Genomic DNA, 23,248 nt, shown 5'->3' with positions numbered 1-23,248 from the left:
ATTGTTTTCTGGTCATGAACTCTATTCGTTGCTTTGTGATGCGTATGAATATTAACTCAAGCGTGGAGAATATATGGAAATTGATCTGGAGACGGCTGCCAAGGAATTGGAGGTCAGGGGGGCGCAGGTTTTTTCACAGTTGGAAGGTATAAGTGGCATAGTTAATGCCGCTAGATTTGTACCTGTGCAATACTTTGAAAAAAAGGTGGAAAATATTGATGATGAAACATTCATTGTCAAAAAAAGTCATGTGGTAATGATTAAGCGCTATGTTCGCGCCGGGCTTTCGTTGCCAGTCAATCTCGGCGAGATTGAAGATTATCTTGGGTACAAGAACGCGGGTCACCCGCTGCTTGAACCGACAAGTATGCAGCAGTTCTATCAGGAAATTCATTCGCATGCTTTATCCTGGGCAACCTTGGAGCGAGAGACAAAAAACATCGGAAACAGACTCGACTTGTTTGCCAGAAGTTTTTTTGAAAGCGGTTCGGCGATCATTAATCTCTTGAAGGAAACCGAAACCTACAGGCGCGTGGAAGGCAATATAGATTCACTGAACGATGATGAAAAAACACAACTAGCGTCCATTCCACTGAGTAGTACCGACACAAAGCGTGTTGAAAGCCTTCGTAAGGCGCTTAAGTACGCCAAAAAAGATGTTGCGGAGTTTTATCTCGCGGTTGCTGATGTCAATGCTATGGCTGTTGAGTTTTCTCGCAAGATATCGGATGGATTATTGATCAAGCTGGAACATAAGCTGAAGGCTGTCGATGAGGTGAGCATCGACAAACATGAAGGTATTGATAGGCTTCGTGAACAAATAAAAGATCTTGATGAGGCAATTGCTGAAAAGCAAACAGAGTATGACTATCAGGTAGGGTATGCCTTTACCGGTTTGGTATTCGGCCCACTGGGTCTGATAGTGACAGGCGGTATATTCGGCGCCGAAGCTGAAAAAACCAGAGCGCAGAAAAATGAGTTGCTAGAGCAAAAGAACCGATTGGTTACCCAGATGTCGTCTGCTCGCCTGTCTCAAAATTTAATAACGCTGACGACAAATTTTTCCGAGATGCGCGCATTAATGAAAGATGCTGAAAATGGTATCAAGTGCATCGAGGACGTGCTCGGTATTGTCTGGAATAGTCTGGGTGTGTCTTTGGGTGAGTTCGAAGACGGAGCGAGTGACCTGGATTTGATTTTGTTGGTGCTGAACCTTCAGGCGATTTTTAATCCATGGAAAACCATTCAAGGGCATGCTCACGCCTTGTCCACGGTTTTTAATCAGGTCGTTGAGGGTAAGTAAATATTTTGGTTCAAGGAGGAACTCTGCTATGAAAGACCATGAAGCTATTACAAGTAATCATTATGTGGTGCCCGATACCGGCGCAATGAGACGTGCCAAGGATCGATTGAATATGAGTGTGAGTGATGGGAGATTCGATTTTTTGCCCTCATCACAAGAGAAATTATTGAGTGTCAGTAGTGACCTGAATGATGCACATCAGCAGTTGTTTGAGGATGTCAAGAAAATCACTGCGTTATTGGCCAACTCTGGCTTGGAAGCAACGCTGGCGAGCATTGAGAAAATGCGTAGCAATGCTGTATTGTCTGCCTTGAAGAAAGATGAACACGTTAACCGGTTGCTCGAACATGGGGTCGCACGGGTTGCTGAGTCTCAGATCGCATTAGTGGTTGCTAATAATTATTTGGCTCGGGTAGCCGAAGACTTTGTTACGATCCGTTTTGCCGAGTCAACCATTGGTTTGCGTCGTACCTTTGATAGTGAAGTGAACGCTATTGAACAGCGCATCGGGGCTGACGAGGGCGACCTGGGAATGTTAAAGAAGGACAAGCAGTTTATCGACGACGCTATCCAGAAGTTCAAGGCCCCGGGCTGGCGCGATATTGTCAGTAGTCTGCTGCCGAGTGCAGAAGAAATCGAGGCTGCAATAAAGTTGGTTGCCACCGGGAAACCGGATAAGGAATTCTTGAAACTAGTATTGAACAAGCTTCAAGGTAACTTTGAAGCGCTCGACCAAGGGCGTCAATTCACTGACCTCGCCCAAGCGCGGGACGCAGTGCGTGATAGAATGAGCGAGCTGAACGACAGCATCAAGTCGGATAAATTGCAAGTACGCGAGTTGCAGTGCAAGCTCGGCGCGTTGGATGAACTGGGCGCATTGGATTCGGTACTTTTAAGTTGGTCGGAGCAAGTCGCAAAGGTCGCTGAGGCATACTCGAATTTTCTCCGGATAAACAACCCAAAATTGATCGTCGATGTGCCGACATTGAAGGACACTGCCGAGCGTTATGACGTATTCTTGAATTACTTGAAGTCCATCAAAAAAAGCTGAATGGTGATATCAGCAAAAGGCCATGCTTCGTGCATGGCCCGTCCGATTGATTGGGCTAACGCCAAGGATCATCGCGCCTGTTCCACCAACCACGCCATCAGCTCGCGCAGTTTGGGCGAAGGCCCGGGTTTTTCCGGGAACACCAGGTAATACGCAAGACCTGTTTTCACCTTCAATTCGAATGGCATGACCAGCCGCCCGGCACTCAGGTCATCGCCGATCAGCGACCAGTCGCCAATCGCCACCCCCGTTCCCTGGGACGCCATCGACATTGCCAGGTCCAGTGTTTCGAAATGCTGGCCCTTGCCGACATTGGTCAAATTCACATCCGCGGCTTTCAACCAGGCCTTCCAGTCCCGTTCATCGCGGGTCGGGTGCAGCAGCAGGTGTTGTTGCAGATCGGCAGGTGTCTGCAGGGGCATGGGGCCTTCGAGCATCGGTCTGGAACACACCGGCGTGAGTTGCTCGTCGAAGAGTTTTTGCGACATCAATGAATTGTCCGGCGGTGCGCCGTACATCACCGCCGCATCGAACTGCTCGAGATGAAAATCCACGCCGTGCTTGACCGTGGTGGTCAGTTCCACCGGCACGTCCGGGCGTTCCCTTTGCCATTGCAACAGACGCGGCAGCAACCAGCGCATGACGCAGGTCGGTGCCTTGAGTTGCAGGGTTTCGCGCTTCTCGCCGATCTGCTCCACGGCCTCATCGATCAGGCCGAAAATCTGCTGCACCCGTGGCAGCCACTCCCGTCCTTCGGCAGTCAGGTCCAGGCCTCGGGCCTGGCGAATGAACAGTTCATAACCCAGGTGATCTTCCAGCCCGGCGATCTGCCGGCTGACCGCGCCCTGGGTGATGTGCAGTTGTTCGGCGGCCCGGGTGAAATTGCAGCACTGCGCGGTAATCAGAAAAGTGTGCAGCGCCGGCAGGGGAGGCAGTCGTTTCATTGGGATCCAAGGTATGACGTGAGGACATGGCTAGTATGACTTTTTATCCATTGTTGCGGCTACGTGTCGCCCGTTCCAATGAGGCCATTCCCGGGCCTGCCAATCCATCATAAACACAGCGCATGCCCGGCGTCTCAAACGAACAAGAAGGGCAAAGACATGGCGACGTGCGGCGAAGTATTGGTCAAGTTACTCGAAAACTACGGAGTCGAGCAGGTATTCGGCATTCCGGGGGTTCATACCGTGGAGCTGTATCGCGGGCTGGCCCGTTCGAGCATCAACCACGTGACGCCGCGCCATGAGCAGGGCGCCGGTTTCATGGCCGACGGCTACGCCCGCACCAGCGGCAAACCGGGCGTGTGCTTCATCATCACCGGTCCAGGCATGACCAACATCACCACCGCCATGGGCCAGGCCTACGCCGATTCGATCCCGATGCTGGTGATCTCCAGCGTGCAATCGCGCAGCCAGTTGGGCGGCGGTCGCGGCAAGCTGCATGAACTGCCGAACCAGGGCGCACTGTGCGCCGGTGTCGCGGCGTTCTCCCACACCCTGATGTCGGCGTCGGAATTGCCGGGTGTGCTGGCTCGCGCCTTTGCGCTGTTCCAGGCGGGCCGTCCGCGTCCGGTGCACATTGAAATTCCATTGGACGTGTTGGTCGAAGACGCTGACGAGCTGCTCAGCAGCCTGCCGGTCAACATCGACCGCGCCGGTGCTTCGCCGAGTGCCGTGTCGCGCATGACCGAATTGCTGGCCAACGCCAAGCGTCCGCTGATTCTCGCCGGTGGCGGTGCCATCGACGCGGCGCCCGAGCTGACCGAACTGGCCGAACTGCTGGACGCACCGGTCGCCCTGACCATCAATGCCAAGGGCATGCTTGCCTCCGGCCACCCGCTGCTGATCGGCTCGACCCAGAGCCTGGTCGCCACCCGTGCGCTGGTCGCCGAGGCCGACGTGGTCCTGGCCATCGGCACCGAACTGGCCGAGACCGACTACGACGTGACCTTCGCCGGTGGCTTCGAGATTCCTGGCAAGTTGCTGCGCGTGGACATCGATCCGGACCAGACCGTGCGCAACTACCCGCCGCACGTGGCATTGGTGGCCGACTCGCGCAACGCTGCCCAGGCCTTGCTCAGCGCCTTGTCGCACAAATCCCTGGCCGAACGCCGCAACGATTGGGGCCAGGTACGGGCCGCTCGTCTGCGTGAAGACCTGGCCGTGACCTGGGACGCGCCGACCCTGGCCCAGACCCGATTCCTCGAAACCGTCCTGCACGAGCTGCCGGACGCGGTGTTCGTCGGTGATTCGACCCAACCGGTATACACCGGCAACCTGACGTTCAACCCGGAGCGTCCACGTCGCTGGTTCAACTCGTCCACCGGTTACGGCACCCTCGGTTACGCCTTGCCGGCGGCGATTGGCGCCTGGCTCGGCGGCAGCGCTGAAAACGGTGCTCGCCCGCCAGTGGTGTGCCTGATCGGTGACGGCGGCCTGCAGTTCACCCTGCCGGAACTGGCCAGCGCCGTTGAAGCGCGCACCCCGGTCATCGTGCTGCTGTGGAATAACCAGGGCTACGAAGAGATCAAGAAATACATGGTCAACCGTGCCATCGAGCCGGTCGGCGTGGACATCTACACCCCGGACTTCATTGGTGTGGCCAAGGCCTTGGGTTGCGCGGCCGAAGCCGTCAGCAGTGTCGAGCAATTGCGCGGCGCATTGCGTGTGGCTCACGATCGCCAGGGCCCGACCCTGATTGAAATCGACCAGGCCGAATGGATGAAGGCGGTGTCGAAATGACGTTCCCGACTACCCTGGATGGCCTGTACATCAACGGCCAATGGTCGGCCGGTAATGAACACCTGCGGGTGATCAACCCGGCGACCGAAGCCCTGTTGACCACGGTCAATGGCGGCGATGAGCGTGCAGTTGATCAAGCGGTGAGCGCGGCGACCCAGGCGTTCGCCGGCTGGTCGAAAACCACCGGTGCCGAACGCGCTGCCATCCTGCGCAAAATCGCCGCGGGCGTGCAGGCCAGCCGTGAAAAACTGATGCACTTGCAGTCGAGCAACAACGGCAAGCCGCAATTCGAAGCCGCGATCGACGTCGATGACGTAATCGCCACGTTCGAGTATTACGCCGGTCTGGCCGAAGGGCTGGACGCCAAGCAGGACAGCGCCATCGAACTGCCGAGCGACGACTTCAGCGCTCGCCTGCGCCGTGAACCTTGCGGTGTAGTCGGCTTGATCGTGCCGTGGAACTTCCCGATGGTCACCACCGCGTGGAAACTCGCCCCGGCCCTGGCCGCCGGTTGCTGCGTGGTGCTCAAGCCTTCGGAAGTCACGCCGCTGCCGGAGCTGGAACTGGCAACGATCATTGCTGAAGCCGGCTTGCCGGCGGGCGTGTTCAACCTGGTGTGCGGCACCGGCCTGGCCGTTGGCGCGCCGTTGTCGGCGGATCCGCGGATCGCGAAAATTTCCTTCACCGGCAGCAACGCCGTTGGTGTGCAAGTCATGCAGCGGGCAGCGGAAACCGTCAAAGGCGTGAGCCTGGAACTGGGCGGCAAATCATCGCTGCTGGTGCTGGCCGATGCCGACCTCGACCTGGCGGTGGAAGTGGCTTGCGGCGGTGGTTTCTTCAACGCCGGGCAGATGTGCTCCGCCACCAGCCGCGTGCTGGTCGCCGATGAGCTGGCCGATGAATTCCTCAGCCGCGTGAAGGCCCGTGCCGAAGCGATTCGTGTGGCCGACCCGTTCGACCCCAACGTGGAAATGGGCGCGCTGGTCAATCAGGCGCAATACCAGCGTGTACTGGGCCACATCGATCGTGGTTTGAGCGCCGGCGCCAAACTGGTTTGCGGTGGCAATCGCCCGGCGGACCTGCCGCGCGGATATTTTTTGCAGCCGACGGTTTTCACCGAAGTGCCCCTCGACAGTGCGCTGTGGTGTGAAGAGATTTTCGGCCCGGTGATCTGCGTGCGCAGTTTCGCCTCTGAAGCCGAGGCGATTGCCCTGGCCAACGACAGCCAGTTCGGCCTGGTCGCCAGTGTGGTCACGCGTAATGCCGAGGCTGCCGACCGCGTCGCCAACGCTTTGCAGGCGGGGCTTGTGTGGATCAACGCACCGCAGGTGATCTTCCCGCAGACCGCCTGGGGCGGCTACAAGCAGAGCAGCATAGGCCGCGAATTGGGGCCCTGGGGCTTGCAGGCTTTCCAGGAAATCAAACACGTGATCCGGGCTGTCTGACACCGATCTCTGTAGGAGCGAGCCTGCTCGCGATGGACGTCAACGATAACGCGGGGTACCTGAATGAGCGCGGTGCCCTTGCGTCCATCGCGAGCAGGCTCGCTCCTACAGAAAACCTATCCGCATGCCCCGAAAGAAGGCATGCACTGGCGTCATGGCTTCAATGAGTTTTTATCGATAGTCAGCTGTTTTACACAACCTCAGGATGAACTCGCTGGCTCAGCCAAGCCCCGAAAATACGAGGGCTAACGCTGATCCGGTCGCGCGGATGCAACAGTTTCGACCTGCCTTATACCTACAAAAACAAAGGGAGTCCGTAATGGGCGAGCATGATCTGAACAGACGTCAATTTATCAAGACCGTGGGCGTAGCCTCGGTTGCAGCGGCAGCCATGAGCATGCCGTTCATCAAGGCCAATGCCAGCGACACACGTTTTGCCGGCAAGACCCTGCGTTTGCTGACCTGGTCCGATGACACAGGCCTGGCTGCACTGCGCAATATCGCCGCGACGTTCGAAGACAAGTACGGCTGCAAGGTCATCGCTGACCGCACCGGCAGTACCTCGGAAATGGTCGCCAAACTCAAGGCCGGCGGTGATCGTCCGCAGTACGACATCATCACCCTGGCCGGCGTTGGCGCCGAAGGTCTGGCCGCCGCCAACCTGCTGGAAAAACCCGACCTCAACCGCATTCCCAACCTGGTCGATGTCCCGGAGAAATACCGCACCGGCGCCAATGGCCACGGTATCGGTTACCTGCTGTGGTGCAACAGCCTGGTCTACAGCACCCGCACCCAGAAAGAAGCCCCGACCAGCTACGCCTCCCTGTGGGATGCCGACGCGGCGCCGAACATCTTCCTGCCGCCGCCGAACTGGACCGAGGCCATGGACCTGATCATCATCGCCGCCAAACTGGCCGGTGGTGACGAGCACAACATCGAACCTGGCTTCAAGAAACTCGCCGAGCTGAAAGATCGTGTGGTGACCCTGGGTGAAAACCCGAACCAGATCGCCGAGCTGTTCCGCACCGGTTCCCTGGACATGGGCGGCCTGTATGCACCGGCGTTCTTCCCGAAACAGATCCGCGATCCGAACTACGGCCTGGGTGCGACCTTTGGCATGAAGGAAGGTTTCTACACCGACCTGATGCTCTCGGTGATGCCGAAGAACCGTCCGGGCGATACCGACATGGCCTATGCCTTCATCAACCACTCCCTGGACCCATTGGTGCAGGGCAAGATGGCTGAAGACATCTACAACGGCCCGGTCAACGCCAAGGCGATCATCTCCGCCGAAGCGCGCAAGAGCCCGTACATCCTCACGCCGGAGCAGATTGCCGAGAAGGCGATCATGCACGACAACGCCTTCCTGGCGACTGTGCATGACCAATGGATTCGTCGTTACACGGAAATCTTTTCTTCCTGATCGAGTGACCTACACAGGATCCTCAAACACTGAAGATCCCTGTGGGAGCGAGCTTGCTCGCGATAGCGGAGTGTCAGTCGACATCATTGGCGACTGACAAGCAGTCATCGCGAGCAAGCTCGCTCCCACAAGGGGCCGATGTGTCTGGAAGTCTTGTGTTTGTCAGCTGCTTTCCATTGACGAGACCCTTTGCTATGGAACACCAACCTCTGACCCATCCGGTGAGTGCCGCCCCCGTGCGCGCCGCTCGGGGTGTTTCGCCAACGACGCGCGCCTGGTTTTTCCTCACGCCGTCGATGCTGTTTCTTGGCGTATTGATTGCCGCGAGCCTCTTGGTACTACGCATGAGCGTGGGCACCAAAGGCGCGGAATGGTCCGGGTTCAGCCTGGCCAGCTACGCCCAGTTGCTGGAACCCTATTACCTCAAATCCCTGATGCTGACCCTGCGCCTGGCGCTGATCAGCGCGGTGATCGCAGTGATTCTGGCGATCCCGGTGGCCTACACCATGTCGCGCCTGACCTCGCCGTTCGTGCGACGGATCTTCCTGGCGGCGGTGTTGCTGCCGTTGCTGGTCAACCTGCTGCTGCAAAGCTACGGCTGGCTGGTGATCCTCGGTCCAGGCGGCATGCTCAACCAGGCCTTGATGGGCCTTGGCCTGATCAAGCGCCCGATCATGCTGTTGTACAACCAGAACGGCGTGTTGATGGGCCTGGTGCAAACCGCCTTCCCGCTGGCCGTGTTGCCGATCGCCAGCGCCATGCGCGGCGTCGCCCGCAGCTACGAAGAAGCCGCCGCCACCCTCGGCGCCAGTCGCTTCCAGGTGTTCCGCCAGGTGGTCTTGCCGATGAGTCTGCCGGGGATCATTACCGGTGCGACCCTGGTGTTCGCCTACAACGCCAGCAGTTTCGTGGTGCCCTTGCTGCTCGGTGGCCGGCGCGTACCGATGCTGGCGGTGATGGTGCACGACCAGATCGCCCCGCTGATGAACTGGCCTGCCGCATCCGCTGCCGGCGTGGTGCTGATCGTCACCACACTCGCGATCATGACCCTGTCCGAATACATCACTGGCCGTCGTCGCCGCATGCTGGAGGCTTCCCAATGAGTACCCTGACCAAGAAGCGCTATGGGCTGTTGCCTGGCGAGACCGGCAAGTTCGCCGGCATCCTCTCCGGCTTCATCCTGCTGTTGGCGGTGCTGCCGATCCTGACCATGATCGTGATGTCGTTCAGCGGCGCGTCGAACCTCGACTTCCCGCCGAGCAGCTACAGCCTGCAATGGTACAAGGCCGCCTGGCACACCTTCGTGTCGCCGGACGCCAGCGATGTCCTGAGCCTCGGCCAGGCCATGAGCACCAGCCTGCTGGTGTCGTGCCTGACCATGATTTTCGCCACGATCATCGCAGTGCCGGCGGCCTACGCGCTGACCCGTTGCGAGTTCCGCGGCAAGGCCGTGGCCCTGCAACTGATGTCGTTGCCGCTGGTGTTCCCGATGGTGGTGTTGGGTCTGGCGTTGCTGCTGGTGTTCGACAGCCTGCCGTTCCACATGACGACCTCGCGCCTGGTGATTGCCCACGTGATCCTGGCACTGCCGTTCGTGGTGAAGAACTGTACGGCGGCGATGCTCTCCATCGGCAGCGAAGTCGAGGAGGCCGCGCAGATGCTCGGTGCTTCACCGCTGCGGGCGATTGTCGATGTGGTGGTGCCGTTGATGAAGTCGGGAATCCTGGCGGGCATGCTGCTGGCGTTCATCGTCTCGTTCAACGAGTTCACCGTGACTTACTTCCTCTACACCATCGATGTGATGACCGTGCCGATCTGGATGTACAGCCGCACCGTGTCTTCGCTCGACCCAACCGTATTTTCGTTTGCCGTGCTGATCGTGCTGATCGACTTCGTCCTGATCTGGGCGCTGGAGAAGCTGGTTGGTGAAGGCGGCGTTTCGTTCTGATTTCTTGAGGTGATTCTTATGTCTGGTCTGATTCTGGAAAACGTCGAGAAACATTACGGCTCGGCCTGCGCGGTAACCGATGTGAACCTGCATTTGCCCGAGGGCAAACTGGTGTGTTTCCTCGGCCCTTCGGGCTGTGGCAAAACCACTCTGCTGCGCATGATTGCCGGCCTTGAAACCCTGACCGGCGGCGAGATCCGCCTGGACGGTGAAGACATCGGCCACACCCCGGCGCACCTGCGCAACTTCGGCATGGTGTTCCAGTCCCTGGCGCTGTTCCCACACATGACCGTGGGTGAAAACATTGCCTATCCGCTGAAACTGCGCGGGGTCAGCAAGGCTGACCAGCAGGCGCGGGTGGTGGAGTTACTGGAGCTGATCCAGTTGCAGCAAATGATTGATCGTCCGGTGGCCAAGCTCTCTGGCGGGCAACGCCAGCGTGTGGCGATAGCCCGGGCGATTGCCAACCACCCGAAAATCCTCCTGCTCGACGAACCGTTGTCGGCGCTGGACGCCAAGCTGCGCGAATCGATGCAGGTAGAAATCCGTCAACTGCAACAGCGCCTGAACATCACCACCATCATGGTGACCCACGACCAGCGCGAGGCCATGACCATGGCCGATATCGTGGTCGTGCTGGGTGAACATCGGGTGCAGCAAGTGGGCACGCCGATTGAAATCTACCGGCACCCGGCCAACGAGTTCGTCGCGGACTTCATCGGCTCGGGCAACATCTTCCCGGCCACGGCGCTGGGCAACGGCAAGGTCAGCCTGCCGGGTGGCGATGCGCTGCAAGTGCCGATCTGCACGAGCGTTGCGGCAGGGGAAAAGGTGAAGATGCTGATTCGTCCGGAAGACCTGCAACTGTCGGCGCCACAGGCGACGGCGGGCAACCGCTTGCTGGGCAAGGTGACCTTCGTGCGCGATATCGGCGCGACCATCGAGACCACGGTCGAGTGTTCCGGGGTGTCGTTTACCGCGCTGAGCACGCCATGCCAGGGCTTTGGCCTGAGCGTCGGTCATCCGGTGTCGGTGACCTTGCCGGCGGAGGCTTGCCGGGTACTTGGGGCCTGATCCAGGTTTGATGCTGTTTGTACTGGCCTCATCGCGAGCAAGCTCGCTCCCACATTGGACGGTGTACGCTGGACCCTGTGGGAGCGAGCTTGCTCGCGATGAGGCCAGTACTGCTTGCAAAGAAACAAGCTCAAACAGATAGCCGCAACCGCGCCAGATCCCGCAACGGCGGCGCCCCGAACAACCGGCTGTACTCCCGGCTGAACTGCGAAGGGCTTTCATACCCGACGCGATACCCCGCCGCCGAAGCTTCCAGCCCTTCGGCCAGCATCAACCGCCGCGCTTCCTGCAGGCGCAACTGCTTCTGATACTGCAACGGACTCATCGCCGTCATCGCCTTGAAGCGGTGATGCAGGGTCGACACGCTCAGGTTCACTTCCTTCGCCAGATCATCAATGCGCAACGGCTGTTCGAAATGGCCATTGAGCCATTTGATCGCCTGGCTGACGCGATGGCTCTGACTGTTGGCGATGGCGATTTCGTACAGTCGATGCCCCTGTTTGCTGCGCAACAGGCGATAGAGAATCTCCCGGCGAATCAGCGGCGCGAGCATGGCGATGTCTTTCGGCGTGTCCAGTAGCCGTGCCAGGCGCAGCACGGCATCCAGCATGGCCGTGTCGAGCCGCTCGACATACAGCCCGCGCCCGGTCGGCCGGGTGGGCACGCCGAGGGGGCCGGCGTCGGCGATCAGTGCGGTGATTTCCGCCGGATCGATGTCCAGGCGCAGGGCCAGGATCGGTTCCTCGGCCGAGACATCCACCACCCGTCCGCTGAGCGGCATCGAGACCGAGACCACCAGGTAGTTCAACGGGTCGTAGTTGAAGTACTCGTTGGCCAACTGAACTTCCTTGCGCCCCTGGGCCATGATGCACAGTGCCGGTTGCGCGAGCACCGGGGCAAACTCGTGGGACTGGCTGTGGCGGGACATGAACAGCGAGCCGATGGCCGTGGCATAACTGCCATCTTCGGCGGTGTTACGGCGGATGATCGCCGCCAGTTCCGCGCGCTGCTTTTCCATGTCGGTGTCCAGCGGGGCTTGAAAGTGATCGAGCGACGTCATGCGCGGCATCCTCGGCAGGCATGGAGGGAATGGAGCAGAGCATATGTTTGTGCAAGTGGCAGCGGTAGACACATCCTGCCGGATGCTTGCCTGATTCTGCCTGGGGTGACTTCCAGCCAGTGCATGACAGCCAGTGCCTGCCATCCCCCAACCCCTGTAGGAGCTGCCGAAGGCTGCGATCTTTTGATTTTGCTTTCAAGATCAAAAGATCGCAGCCTTCGGCAGCTCCTGCAGGAAGTTTCGCAGGATCGTGCAATGCACCGGCAGGAATCGACTAACGGCACCCGGGCAGTGGCCCTTAACCTTTGATCCTGTCGCAGCCCGTCCCACGGCTGCCACGCGACTCCCCGGGAGGGTTGAACATGTCCAAGCAGATCCCCGTCAGTCATATGGCCTTCGTTCGGGCGCGCGCCGGGCGCTCGGCGGAACTCGGTATGCGTCTCAGCGCCCTGATCGAACCGTCCCGCGCAGCGCCAGGCTGCCTGAGCTTCGCCTTGCAGCATTCGCAGTGCGATCCGGAGCTGTGGCTGGTGTCCGGTTTCTGGAGCGATCAACAGGCCATGACCGCTTACTTCAGCACGCCGGCGATGGAGATTTTTGCCGAGCTGGTGCAGGAACTGGTGGTCAACAGTCTGGATTTCCACACGTTCAAGGAGGTGTCGGCGGCCCAGGCCCTCGGTCAGTCCGGACTGACGGTACACAAACTGGCCGGTTGAGGGTTTAATGACGGCATTCTCAACCAGCCAGGATTCGCGACATGGCACGTAAAGCCTTTGATCACTTCGAAGCTGTTTCCGCTGTAGTACCGGGCGAGGGGGGTTATCACGCCGCTATCGCCGTCAAAGCGCTGGGTGGTGCCGGCGCCCCGCGGTTTCACAAAGTGCTGGAAGGCCAGACCTTCAAGACTGCCCACGAGGCCGATGATGCGGCCGCCAGGGAGCTGACCCGCCTCAAGGACGTCAAGGAAAACACCGACCTGCTCTGGTGATCACTTCACCGCCCCCGGGCGGTACATCTTGAACAACGCCTCAGGCCCCAGCTGGAAGTAATCCGCCGGCCCGCCGCCGCGCAGAATCGGTTCTGCCGCGGCGGTGTCGTATACCCCATCCTTCAACAGCCATTTGGCGATATGCACGGCGACCACTTCGCCGAGGATCAGCCAGCTCGGCACCACATTGCCGTCCGCCCGCTGCAACTGAATGATCTGCGTGACCTTGCACTCGAAGGACACCGGGCTTTCGGCCACCCGTGGTACCTGAATGACCTTCGAGGCAACGGTCGTCAGGCCGGCCAGTTCGAATTCGCTGACCTCAGGCCTGACCATGGCGCTGCTCTGGTTCATCTGCTCGGCCAGCGGACGGGTGGCCAGGTTCCAGGCGAATTCGCCGGTTTGTTCGATGTTGTTCAGGCTGTCTTTGCGTCCGACGCTGGAAAAACCAATGATCGGCGGGATGTAGTTGAAGGCGTTGAAGAAGCTGTAGGGCGCGAGGTTCAAGCGGCCCTCGTTATCCTGTGAAGAGATCCAGCCGATGGGGCGCGGGCCGACGATGGCGTTGAACGGATCGTGGGGCAGGCCGTGGCCGTTGGCGGGTTCGTAGAAGTGGATATCGTCGGGCATGGAGTGAGTACCGGAACTTGCGGGAGACGCTCATGGTGCAAGCACGCGCCGCGGATTTCCAGTCGGATTCAGTACATGAAATGATGAGATCCAATGTGGGAGCGAGCTTGCTCGCGATTGCGGACCGATATTCAGCATAGATGTTGACTGAATGTCAGTCATCGCGAGCAAGCTCGCTCCCACAGGTTTTAAGTGATTGCCAGACTTTGTGTTCCCCCAACATTGACCAGGCCCGGCCGAAGCCGGGCTGTGAATTTCCCTCCACATTCAGCCGATAGCTTCTGCGCTGCCGGTTTTGTCGAAACCGTCAGAGGCATAGGCGTCAGAGTGGCTGCGTTCGATGGCCGCGCTGGTGCCGGAGCCGTAGGAGGCCGAACCGGTCTTGTCGTAGCCGTCGGCAGCAAAGGCATTGGCAGCCAGCACGGAAAGGGTCAGGGCAAGGATCAATCGGGTTTTCATGACAGGTACTCCAGGTACGTTCGCTATGGGTACGTTCAGGCACTCCTTCGAGGCCTGTAACGGATATACGTGCGTCCTGTCGATCTGGATGCACTCAGCTGCAGGCTGCTGCCGGTGCATTAACCGATGATTATCCGGGTGGAGGGGGAGACGAATGGTGCCCTTCGCGAACCCGTTCGCGAAGGGCCTGGCGCTCACCGTTGCAGTGAGCGCCGGTCGCTGATCAGTCGGTGACGATCCGCGAATGTTTGCGGGTGTCTTTCATGGTGATGTACACCAGCAACGACACGGCAATACAGGCGGTCACGTACCAGTAGTAACCCGTTTCCATGCCGATGCTCTTGAACCACAGCGCGATGTATTCAGCGGTGCCGCCGAAGATCGAGACGGTCAGTGCGTACGGCAGGCCCACGCCCAGGGCGCGGATTTCGGTCGGGAACAGTTCGGCTTTCACCACGGCGTTGATCGAGGTGTAGCCGCTGACGATGATCAGCGCCGCCATGATCAGGAAGAACGCGCCCCACCAGGTCGTGATGGTGTGCAGGGTGGTGAGGATCGGCACGGTGAACAGGGTGCCCAGGATGCCGAAGGCAATCAGGATCGGCCGGCGTCCGATTTTATCCGAGAGCCCGCCGACGATCGGTTGCAGGCACATGAACAGGAACAGCGTGGCGGCGGAAATGGTGGTGGAGTCGGAAATGCTCATGCCGACAGTGTTCACCAGGTATTTCTGCATGTACGTGGTGTAGGTGTAGAACGCCAGGGTACCGCCCATGGTCAGGCCGACCACGGTCATCAGTTCCTTGGGGTGACGCATCAAGGTGCGCATCGCGCTTTCCTTGGCCTTTTCTTTCTTGGTGAAGGACTCGGTCTCTTCCATGCCGCGACGCAGGTACAACGCCACCACGGCACACAGCGCGCCAATGGCGAACGGGATGCGCCAGCCCCAGGCGTACAGCTCTTCGGTGGTCAGCAGTTGTTGCAGCACGATCAACACCGCCAGGGCGATGAGCTGGCCGGAGATCAGGGTCACGTACTGGAAGCTGGAGTAGAAGCCGCGACGTTCCTTGGTCGCCATCTCGCTGAGGTAAGTGGCGGAGGTGCCGTATTCGCCACCCACCGACAGGCCTTGCAGCAAGCGCGCGAACACCAGCAGGATCGGCGCACCGATGCCGATGACTTCATAACTCGGGCTCAGGGCGATCAGCAGAGAACCGAAGCACATCAGGTACACCGAGGCCATCAGGGCCTTTTTGCGCCCGACCTTGTCGGCATACAACCCCATCAGCCAACCACCGATCGGACGCATCAGGAAGCCCACGGCGAAGATCGCGGCGGTGTTGAGCAGTTGGGCGGTGGTGTCGCCTTTGGGGAAGAATGTCTTGGCGAAGTACAGGGAGAAGGCGGCGTAGACGTACCAGTCGTACCACTCGACCATGTTGCCGACGGAACCGCTGAAGATCGATTTGATGCGGCTGGACGTGGTTCTTTCTTTGGCCGGCACGGCAGCCGACCCAAGCGGCAGGGAGTTGGAGTTATCCATTGAAGGATCCTTCATTTAATTGTTTTTGTGGAGCGCGGTTAAACGCAGCCTGCAGGGGCTATAGCAGGAGCTGTGCCAAGGGGGAGAGGGCCGGTTTAGAGGGGTGGTGGTGTTTTGGTGAGCGGAAATCCGCTCATGAGAGATTTGGTGTGAGCGGAAAGTTGCTCATCTGGCGGTGTGTTTGTACTGCCTTTGCCGGCCTCATCGCGAGCAAGCTCGCTCCCACAATGTTCGGCGTACACAGATCCACTGTGGGAGCGAGCTTGCTCGCGATGGGGCCAGGACAGACACTGCAAACTCAGGTCTCTTGCAGGAACATCTCCCGGCTCAACCCATGCCGCTGCATCTTTTCATTGAAGGTCCGGCGTGGCAGTTGCAGTTCTTCGAGCACCGCTTTCACATCGCCCTTGTGCCGGGTCAACGCCGCGCGCAGGCACTGTGCTTCAAAGGCTTCCTGCTGCGCCGCCAGTGACTGACCGGGCTCGATCCCTGCCGGTACAGGCTCGCCAAGCCCCAACACCTGACGCTCGGCGACGTTCGCCAGTTCGCGCACATTGCCCGGCCAGTCGTGACTCAGCAGGTGACTCAACTGCGCACCGCTCAGCGGTGGAAATTTACGTCCCAGCCGTTCGGCAGCGTTTTGCGCGAAGGATTCGAACAGCAACGGGATGTCTTCACGGCGCTCGCGCAAGGGCGGCAGGCGTAGTTCTGCGACGTTCAAGCGATAGGCCAGGTCTTCGCGAAAACGTCCGGCCCGCGCTTCGTCGAGCAGGTCCGGTTTGGTCGCGGCAATGATGCGCAAATCCACGCGAATGCTCTGGTTCGAGCCCAGTCGCTCAAGCTTTTGCTCTTGCAACACCCGCAGCAATTTCACCTGTTGGGCCAGCGGCATGCTTTCGATTTCATCGAGAAACAGCGTGCCACCGTCGGCGTATTCGAGTTTGCCGATGCGCTTGCCGGACGCCCCGGTGAACGCACCGCTCTCGTGACCGAACAGTTCGGCCTCGAACAGCTGCTCGGGGATGGCCGCGCAATTGAGTGCGACAAAGGGCTTGTCGGCTCGCGGCCCGAAGTCATGCAGGCAGCGTGCGACCAGTTCCTTGCCGCTACCGGTTTCCCCGCGAATCAGCACGTTCACCGGCAGGGTTGCCAGGTCCAGCACCTGCTGGCGCAGGGTTTGCAGGCCACGGGACACGCCGAGCAGCGTGGCATCGAGTTTGGCGCGGTTGTCCGCCTGCTCGTGCAGCGCGCGGTTTTCCAGCACCAGCCGGCGCTTGTCGAGGGCGCGGCGCAGGCTGCCGAGCAGGGTTTCCGGGCTGAAGGGCTTTTCGAGGAAATCGTAGGCGCCGTCGCGCATGGCCTCGACGGCCATCGGTACGTCGCCATGGCCGGTCAACAGGATCACCGGCAAATCGGCATCCCGGCGTTGCACCTCGGCCAGCAGTTCCAGGCCGGTCATGCCGGGCATGCGCACATCGCTGAGAATCACCCCGGCAAAGTGCCTGGGCAATTGCGCCAGGCATTCATCGGCGCGGCTGAACAACTGCACCTCGAAACCCGACAGGCTCAACCATTGCTCGACGGCACTGCGGATGCTGCTTTCGTCGTCGACCACCATCACTGAGTTCAGCATGCTTCATGCACCTCCTGGTCGATGGGCAAGGTCACGGTAAACACGGCACCTTTGTCATGATTGTCGGCAGTCAGGCGCCCGCCGGATTCGTGGATGATGGCAAACGATACGGCCAAACCGATCCCCAGGCCATCGCCCACCGGTTTGGTGGTGAAGAACGGATCGAAGACTTTGGGCAGGTTCTCTTCGGCGATACCGCCACCGTTGTCGATCACGCTCAGGCGCCACAATTGTTCGTCGGCTTCGAGGCGGATCTCCAGGCGTTTGCAGGGTTTGTCCTGCATCGCATCGAGGGCGTTGCGCAGCAGGTTGATCAGCACCTGTTCCAGGCGAATCGCATCGCCGCGCACCCAGGCCGGGCGGGTCAGGTGCAACACGGTGCTGACCTGTTCGTCGCGCAGCCGGGTGTCGAGCAGTTGCAGTGACTGGTCCACCACCGCCGCCAGGTCCAGGCGTTCGCGCAAACCGCTGGGGCTTTTGCGGGCGAAGGTTTTCAGGTGGCCGGTGAGGGCCGCCATGCGCGTGAGCATTTCATCCACCGGTTTGAGCGCCTTGTAGGCGTCGTCGACCCGGCCGTGGTCGAGCAGCAGGCGCAAGGTCGCCAGCTGCATGCGCTGGGCGGTGAGCGGCTGGTTGATCTCGTGTGCCAGGGCGGCGGACATCTGCCCCAGCGCCGCGAGTTTGGCCGACTGCACCAGCCCTTCCTGGGCGGTGCGCAGGTCGCGGGTACGCTCTTCCACCAGTCGTTCGAGTTCTTCTCGGCTGCGCTGGCGCAGCTTGGCCAGGCGCCAGCGCTGATTGAGAAACAGCAGCAGGAACACCAGGGTCAACCACAAGCCGGCCGCAGCGAGGGCGGCATTGCGGCTGTCTTCGAAGGCGACTTGCGGGCGCCGCAACAGATGCAGGGTCCAGCCTTCGGCGCTCAGCGGCAGGGATTCCCACAGGTAATCCGCCTTGCCGTCCGGGCCATCGACCCGAGTCAGGTCACTGTTGTCGTCGAAACGCCGCAACGATTGAAACTCCAGTGGCGTCAGGGGCTGCTTGTCGTACTGGCGGGTGGCCTTGAGTTCGGCGTGATCGCTTTCATTCAGCGGCTTGAGCAGGCGATAGCGCCAGCCCGGCTGGTTGGCGATGAAGATGATCCCGCGCGCGTCGCTGACCAACAGCGTGTCGCTGCCCTGGCGCCACTCGCGTTCCAGTTCGGGAAACTCCAGTTTCACCACCATGGCGCCGAGGAATTGGCCGTCGTCATCGCTGACCGCGCTGGAGAGGAAGTAGCCGGGAATCCCGCTGGTCACGCCTACCGCGTAAAAACGCCCGGTGCCTTGGGTGCGGGTCTGGTTGAAATAGGGACGGAATCCGTAGTTATGGCCGACATAACTGCTGGGCAAACGCCAGTTGCTCGCCGCCACGGCGAGGCCGGTGCGATCGAGCAATTCCAGGGTCGAGGAGTCGGCGGCGCCGTTGATTTTTTCCAGTTTGCGGTTCAACGCATCCTGCTGCCCGGGGCTTACCGCTCCCTTGAGCGCCGAGCGCAACTCCGGGTCCAGCGCCAGCACGGCGGGCAGGGCGCGGTAACGTTCGATCAGGGTATGCAGCGATGTGGCATAGAGCGCCAGTTGCTGATTGGCGCGGGCGGCGTCTTCGACCATTGACTGGCGCACGGCGTGGCGCATGGCCAGGGTCGCGGCGATGGCGGCACCAGCGATGATCAACAGGGTGTAGAGCGCCAGGCGCAGGGGGCGGGAGGTCGTCAGCATGCAGTGAACAACAGGCCAGAATGGGGGAAGGCACCATAGCATGCGAAGGGCGCTCTTCTCTCGCCGGAGTACCGTTATCCGGCCGAAAAAAAACCGGTCTGTCGTTGCCGACAAACCGGTTTTTTCAGCGGAGCCGGGTGCCGTTTATTGCACTTCTACCGCCAGGCTTTCACTGATCTTTTTCTGCCAGATGGCAGGACCTGTGATGTGTACGGACTCGCCCTTGCTGTCGACCGCTACGGTCACCGGCATGTCCTTGACCTCGAACTCGTAGATCGCTTCCATGCCCAGTTCGGCAAACGCCAGCACCTTGGACTTCTTGATCGCCTGGGCGACCAGGTAAGCGGCGCCGCCGACGGCCATCAGGTACACGGCCTTGCTGTCCTTGATCGCTTCGATCGCGGTCGGGCCGCGCTCGGATTTACCGATCATGCCCAGCAGGCCTGTCTGCTCGAGGATCTGACGGGTGAACTTGTCCATCCGCGTGGCGGTGGTAGGACCTGCCGGGCCAACCACTTCGTCACCGACCGGATCGACCGGGCCGACGTAGTAGATGAAGCGACCCTTGAGGTCCACCGGCAGGGTTTCGCCCTTGTTCAGCATCTCGACCATGCGCTTGTGCGCGGCGTCGCGACCGGTGAGCATCTTGCCGTTGAGCAGGACGGTTTCGCCCGGCTTCCAGCTCTGTACGTCTTCCGGGGTCAGGGTGTCGAGGTTGACGCGACGGGCCGACGGGCCGGCTTCCCAGACGATTTCCGGGTAGGCGTCCAGTGGAGGCGCTTCCAGCGAGGCCGGGCCGGAGCCGTCGAGCACGAAGTGCGCGTGACGGGTGGCGGCGCAGTTCGGGATCATGCACACCGGCAGCGAAGCGGCGTGGGTCGGGTAGTCCATGATCTTCACGTCGAGCACGGTGGTCAGGCCACCGAGGCCCTGGGCGCCGATGCCCAGCTGGTTGACCTTCTCGAACAGCTCCAGGCGCATTTCTTCAATGCGGTTCTGTGGGCCGCGGGCTTTGAGCTCGTGGATGTCGATGGATTCCATCAACACTTCCTTGGCCATGACGGCGGCTTTCTCGGCGGTACCGCCGATGCCGATGCCGAGCATGCCCGGTGGGCACCAGCCGGCGCCCATTTCCGGGACGGTCTTGAGCACCCAGTCGACGATCGAGTCGGACGGGTTGAGCATGGCCATCTTCGACTTGTTCTCGGAACCGCCGCCCTTGGCCGCCACGTCCACTTCCACGGTGTTACCCGGAACGATGGAGTAGTGGATGACGGCCGGGGTGTTGTCCTTGGTGTTCTTGCGAGCACCCGCCGGGTCGGCGAGGATCGAAGCACGCAGGACGTTTTCCGGCAGGTTGTAGGCGCGACGCACGCCTTCGTTGATCATGTCGTCCAGGCCCATGGTGGCGCCATCCCAGCGCACGTCCATGCCGACACGGACAAACACGGTGACGATGCCGGTGTCCTGGCAGATCGGGCGGTGGCCGGTGGCGCACATGCGCGAGTTGATCAGGATCTGCGCCATGGAGTCACGGGCCGCTGGCGATTCTTCGCGCAGGTAGGCTTCGTGCATCGCCTGGATGAAATCCACGGGGTGGTAGTAGGAAATGAACTGCAGGGCGTCGGCAACGCTCTGAATCAGGTCGTCTTGCTTGATCACGGTCATGAGTCGCGCTCCTCTAAAAGACGGGAACATTCAATAAGGTGCTTGCAGCTTGGGTGCATCGGTCGGTTGCAAGCACCTTTCAAGGCACGCCGGGCATGCTGGCGCGACGCTAAAAAGGCGCGGCAGTATACCGCGCCTCGGTTCCGTAAACACCCGCCGGTGGTCAAACCTTGGTCTCATTGTCGTACCCGGTCCCTGTAGGAGCTGCCGAAGGCTGCGATCTTTTAAGATCAAGATCAAAAGATCGCAGCCTTCGGCAGCTCCTACAGGGGAATCGGGTCATCCCGAAAATTGAATGGTCATTTATCGGCCACGCCACTAAAGTGACATACGGTCTGTAGAGTAGGACGCTCTGTCAGTCTCCTTTCATTTGGTGAGTCAACGATTGACCCATAACGCCATCCAGCGCCTGTTGCTCAAACGTTTCGCCCTCGCGGCCGGCACCTATGCCCTGGCATTGCTGTTGCTGTGGCTGGCGTTTTTTACCGGTCACTACGACGCGCCGCTGGCCAGTGTCGCCATCGGCAGCGCACTGGTGGTGACCAGCCAGGCCATCCTGTTCGCGGTGTTCTACAGCGGCTGCAACCTGCGTTTCGCCGACCCCAGCCTGACCGAGGCGCAAGTGTTGTTGGGGCTTGGCTGGCAAACCTGGCTGATCGCCCATCTGGACGAAGCCCGGGGTGCGTTCCTGGTGTTTTACGTCCTTATCCTGCTATTCGGTCTGTTCCATCTGTCACGCCGATCTTTTGTGCGATGCGCATTGCTGGTGTTCTTCAGCTTTAGCGCGATCACCCTGTGGGAGGGCTACCACTTCCAGTTGCCCGACCCGGCCATGGCGGTGTTGCAGGTGTGCGTGCTGTTCATCGTGCTGGTGTGGCTGGTGTTGTATGCCCGCTACGTCCAGGCTTCACGACAACGCATGCGTCAGCGGCGTTTTGCCTTGCAGGCGCACCAGGACACCTTGCGCGGGATGATGCGCCAGCTCGAAGACCTGGTGGCCACCGATGAGCTCACGGGCCTGTTCAATCGCCGGCATTTCCTGCGCCTGGCTTCCCGCGAGTTGAACGCCATGGAAGCCGGTGTCGTACATGGCCTGGCGCTGATCGACCTCGATCATTTCAAACGCATCAACGATCTGCACGGGCATGCCGCCGGCGATCAGGTGCTGCAAGCCTTTGCCGGCGTTGCCACCGCGTGCCTGCGCGACAGCGATGTACTGGCTCGCTACGGCGGCGAAGAGTTCGTGGTGCTGCTGCCCGATTGCGATGCCGACAGTCTGACTTCGTGCTGCGAACGGCTGCGCATCGCCTTCACCGATGTCGAGTTGATCGGTCTGAATGTGCGCAATCTCAGCCTGTCCGCCGGCATGACCCTGCTGGAACTGGGCTGCGACCTCGATGACGCGCTGCAACGGGCCGATCAGGCGCTCTATCGTGCCAAGCGTGACGGGCGCAACCGATGCGCGGCGGCGTGGGAGAACGTCGATGCCTGAACTGCGGGTTGGCGAGCGCCACTGGTCGGTAGCGGCGGGCAGCAATCTGCTCGATGCGCTGAATCAGAGCGGCGTGCCGGTGCCTTACAGTTGCCGTGCCGGCAGTTGCCATGCGTGCCTGGTGCAATGTGTGCGGGGCCTGCCGAGCGACAGCCGCCCCGATGCCCTGAGTGCGCAGCAGCGAGAACAGGGTTGGCGCCTGGCGTGCCAGTGCCAGGTAGTCGAGGACTTGCAGGTGCATGCTTTCGACCCGCAGGTCGATGGTCAACCGGCCGAGGTCGCCGCCGTCGATTGGCTGAGCACCACGGTGTTGCGCTTGCGGGTGATCGCGCAGCGACCGTTGCGTTACAGCGCCGGCCAGCATCTGGTGTTGTGGGCGGGCAACGTGGCGCGGCCGTATTCCCTCGCCAGCCTGCCGCAGGAAGACCGTTTTCTGGAGTTTCATCTCGATTGCCGCAAGCCCGGGGAATTCAGCGATGCCGCCCGGCAATTGCGCATCGGCGATCCGATTCGTCTCGGTGAATTGCGCGGCGGTGCCTTGCATTACGATCCGGACTGGCATAACCGGCCATTGTGGTTGCTGGCGGCCGGCACCGGATTGGGGCCACTGTTTGGTGTGTTGCGCGAAGCGCTGCGCCAGGATCACCAGGGCGCCATCCGTGTCATCCACCTGGCCCATGATGCCGATGAGCACTACCTGGCCAAGCCTCTGCAGGCCATGGTCGCCAGCCGTCCGAACCTGAGTGTCGAATTCTGGACCCCGGCCGAGTTGCCAGCGGCTTTGGCGCAACTGCGGCTTGTTTCCCGGCAAACCCTGGCCTTACTCTGCGGAGCCCCCGACAGTGTCGATGCCTTTGCCCGGCGCCTGTACCTGGCGGGATTGCCGCGCAATCAACTGCTGGCCGATGTGTTCCTGCCCCGTGGTTGAGCGCTGAATCCGCTGTTGTGGCGAGCGAGCTTGCTCGCGCTTGAGTGCGCAGCGCTCACAGGTTTTTGGGGCTGCTGCGCAGCCCGGCGCGAGCAAGCTCGC

Annotated in this window: 20 protein-coding genes; 12 read left to right on the top strand and 8 right to left on the bottom strand. The window is 60.5% G+C overall.

Going from position 1 to position 23,248, the window contains the following annotated elements:
- Positions 1–73 precede the first annotated feature (73 nt).
- Both KW838_RS06535 and KW838_RS06530 read left to right on the top strand, forming a co-directional pair.
- Positions 74–1,303 carry an alpha-xenorhabdolysin family binary toxin subunit A gene (locus KW838_RS06535; RefSeq protein WP_218500727.1) on the top strand — a complete coding sequence of 410 codons (1,230 nt, stop codon included), beginning with the start codon at positions 74–76 and terminating at the stop codon, positions 1,301–1,303.
- Between the two features lie 28 nt (positions 1,304–1,331).
- Positions 1,332–2,354, top strand: a complete 1,023-nt coding sequence (locus KW838_RS06530; RefSeq protein ID WP_218500726.1) for an alpha-xenorhabdolysin family binary toxin subunit B — start codon at positions 1,332–1,334, stop codon at positions 2,352–2,354.
- A gap of 68 nt (positions 2,355–2,422) precedes the next feature.
- Here KW838_RS06530 and KW838_RS06525 read toward each other — a convergent pair whose 3' ends face one another.
- On the bottom strand, positions 2,423–3,298 hold the full coding sequence (locus KW838_RS06525; RefSeq protein ID WP_102698415.1) for a LysR substrate-binding domain-containing protein: 876 nt from the start codon (positions 3,296–3,298) through the stop codon (positions 2,423–2,425).
- Positions 3,299–3,457: 159 nt separating this feature from the next.
- Between KW838_RS06525 and KW838_RS06520 the strand changes: the two genes are divergently transcribed.
- From KW838_RS06520 to KW838_RS06495, 6 genes are all read left to right on the top strand, one after another.
- On the top strand, positions 3,458–5,095 hold the full coding sequence (locus KW838_RS06520) for a 5-guanidino-2-oxopentanoate decarboxylase (RefSeq protein WP_102698414.1): 1,638 nt from the start codon (positions 3,458–3,460) through the stop codon (positions 5,093–5,095).
- Positions 5,092–6,540 carry an aldehyde dehydrogenase family protein gene (locus KW838_RS06515; protein WP_102698533.1) on the top strand — a complete coding sequence of 483 codons (1,449 nt, stop codon included), beginning with the start codon at positions 5,092–5,094 and terminating at the stop codon, positions 6,538–6,540. Before KW838_RS06520 ends, KW838_RS06515 begins: the two co-directional genes overlap by 4 nt.
- 319 nt (positions 6,541–6,859) lie before the next feature.
- Entirely contained in the window at positions 6,860–7,963 is a 1,104-nt protein-coding gene (locus KW838_RS06510) for an extracellular solute-binding protein (RefSeq protein ID WP_007978499.1), read from the top strand.
- Between the two features lie 194 nt (positions 7,964–8,157).
- The gene (locus KW838_RS06505; protein ID WP_102698413.1) at positions 8,158–9,066 is read left to right on the top strand and encodes an ABC transporter permease; all 909 of its coding nucleotides are present in this window, start codon (positions 8,158–8,160) and stop codon (positions 9,064–9,066) included.
- Complete coding sequence (locus KW838_RS06500) at positions 9,063–9,911, top strand: ABC transporter permease (protein WP_007978496.1); 849 nt, start codon at positions 9,063–9,065, stop codon at positions 9,909–9,911. Before KW838_RS06505 ends, KW838_RS06500 begins: the two co-directional genes overlap by 4 nt.
- An 18-nt stretch (positions 9,912–9,929) precedes the next feature.
- Positions 9,930–10,985: an ABC transporter ATP-binding protein gene (locus KW838_RS06495; protein ID WP_102675244.1), complete on the top strand. Its 1,056-nt coding sequence runs from the start codon at positions 9,930–9,932 to the stop codon at positions 10,983–10,985.
- A gap of 130 nt (positions 10,986–11,115) precedes the next feature.
- Here KW838_RS06495 and KW838_RS06490 read toward each other — a convergent pair whose 3' ends face one another.
- Positions 11,116–12,045, bottom strand: coding sequence for an AraC family transcriptional regulator (locus tag KW838_RS06490; RefSeq protein ID WP_218500725.1), 930 nt, complete (start codon positions 12,043–12,045; stop codon positions 11,116–11,118).
- Between the two features lie 362 nt (positions 12,046–12,407).
- On the opposite strand from KW838_RS06490, the gene KW838_RS06485 reads away from it, so the two are divergent.
- Together KW838_RS06485 and KW838_RS06480 are read left to right on the top strand one after the other, a co-directional pair.
- Positions 12,408–12,761, top strand: a complete 354-nt coding sequence (locus tag KW838_RS06485; RefSeq protein WP_218500724.1) for a putative quinol monooxygenase — start codon at positions 12,408–12,410, stop codon at positions 12,759–12,761.
- A 41-nt stretch (positions 12,762–12,802) separates the two neighbouring features.
- Entirely contained in the window at positions 12,803–13,033 is a 231-nt protein-coding gene (locus KW838_RS06480; protein WP_102698409.1) for a hypothetical protein, read from the top strand.
- Here the strand turns inward: KW838_RS06480 and KW838_RS06475 are convergent, their stop codons facing one another.
- From KW838_RS06475 to KW838_RS06450, 6 genes are all read right to left on the bottom strand, one after another.
- Positions 13,034–13,663 carry a flavin reductase family protein gene (locus KW838_RS06475; protein WP_218500723.1) on the bottom strand — a complete coding sequence of 210 codons (630 nt, stop codon included), beginning with the start codon at positions 13,661–13,663 and terminating at the stop codon, positions 13,034–13,036.
- Between the two features lie 267 nt (positions 13,664–13,930).
- Positions 13,931–14,122 carry a hypothetical protein gene (locus KW838_RS06470; RefSeq protein WP_007978482.1) on the bottom strand — a complete coding sequence of 64 codons (192 nt, stop codon included), beginning with the start codon at positions 14,120–14,122 and terminating at the stop codon, positions 13,931–13,933.
- Between the two features lie 223 nt (positions 14,123–14,345).
- On the bottom strand, positions 14,346–15,665 hold the full coding sequence (locus KW838_RS06465; protein WP_007978480.1) for an MFS transporter: 1,320 nt from the start codon (positions 15,663–15,665) through the stop codon (positions 14,346–14,348).
- A gap of 298 nt (positions 15,666–15,963) precedes the next feature.
- A complete protein-coding gene (locus tag KW838_RS06460; protein WP_218500722.1) occupies positions 15,964–17,298 on the bottom strand; it encodes a sigma-54 dependent transcriptional regulator in 1,335 nt (444 codons plus the stop codon).
- Positions 17,292–19,058 carry an ATP-binding protein gene (locus KW838_RS06455; protein ID WP_218500721.1) on the bottom strand — a complete coding sequence of 589 codons (1,767 nt, stop codon included), beginning with the start codon at positions 19,056–19,058 and terminating at the stop codon, positions 17,292–17,294. The genes KW838_RS06460 and KW838_RS06455 overlap by 7 nt, the downstream gene beginning before the upstream one ends.
- A gap of 144 nt (positions 19,059–19,202) precedes the next feature.
- The gene (locus KW838_RS06450; RefSeq protein ID WP_007993671.1) at positions 19,203–20,726 is read right to left on the bottom strand and encodes a fumarate hydratase; all 1,524 of its coding nucleotides are present in this window, start codon (positions 20,724–20,726) and stop codon (positions 19,203–19,205) included.
- Between the two features lie 385 nt (positions 20,727–21,111).
- On the opposite strand from KW838_RS06450, the gene KW838_RS06445 reads away from it, so the two are divergent.
- On the top strand, positions 21,112–22,218 hold the full coding sequence (locus tag KW838_RS06445; RefSeq protein ID WP_104449245.1) for a GGDEF domain-containing protein: 1,107 nt from the start codon (positions 21,112–21,114) through the stop codon (positions 22,216–22,218).
- The gene (locus KW838_RS06440) at positions 22,211–23,146 is read left to right on the top strand and encodes an iron-sulfur-binding ferredoxin reductase (protein ID WP_102698405.1); all 936 of its coding nucleotides are present in this window, start codon (positions 22,211–22,213) and stop codon (positions 23,144–23,146) included. Before KW838_RS06445 ends, KW838_RS06440 begins: the two co-directional genes overlap by 8 nt.
- Positions 23,147–23,248 lie beyond the last annotated feature (102 nt).

It is taken from the genome of Pseudomonas sp. PDM27 (assembly GCF_019219205.1).
Taxonomy (GTDB): domain Bacteria; phylum Pseudomonadota; class Gammaproteobacteria; order Pseudomonadales; family Pseudomonadaceae; genus Aquipseudomonas; species Aquipseudomonas laurylsulfatiphila.
Note: the sequence above shows the minus strand (reverse complement) of the source record. Positions and strands in the feature narration are given on the sequence as shown.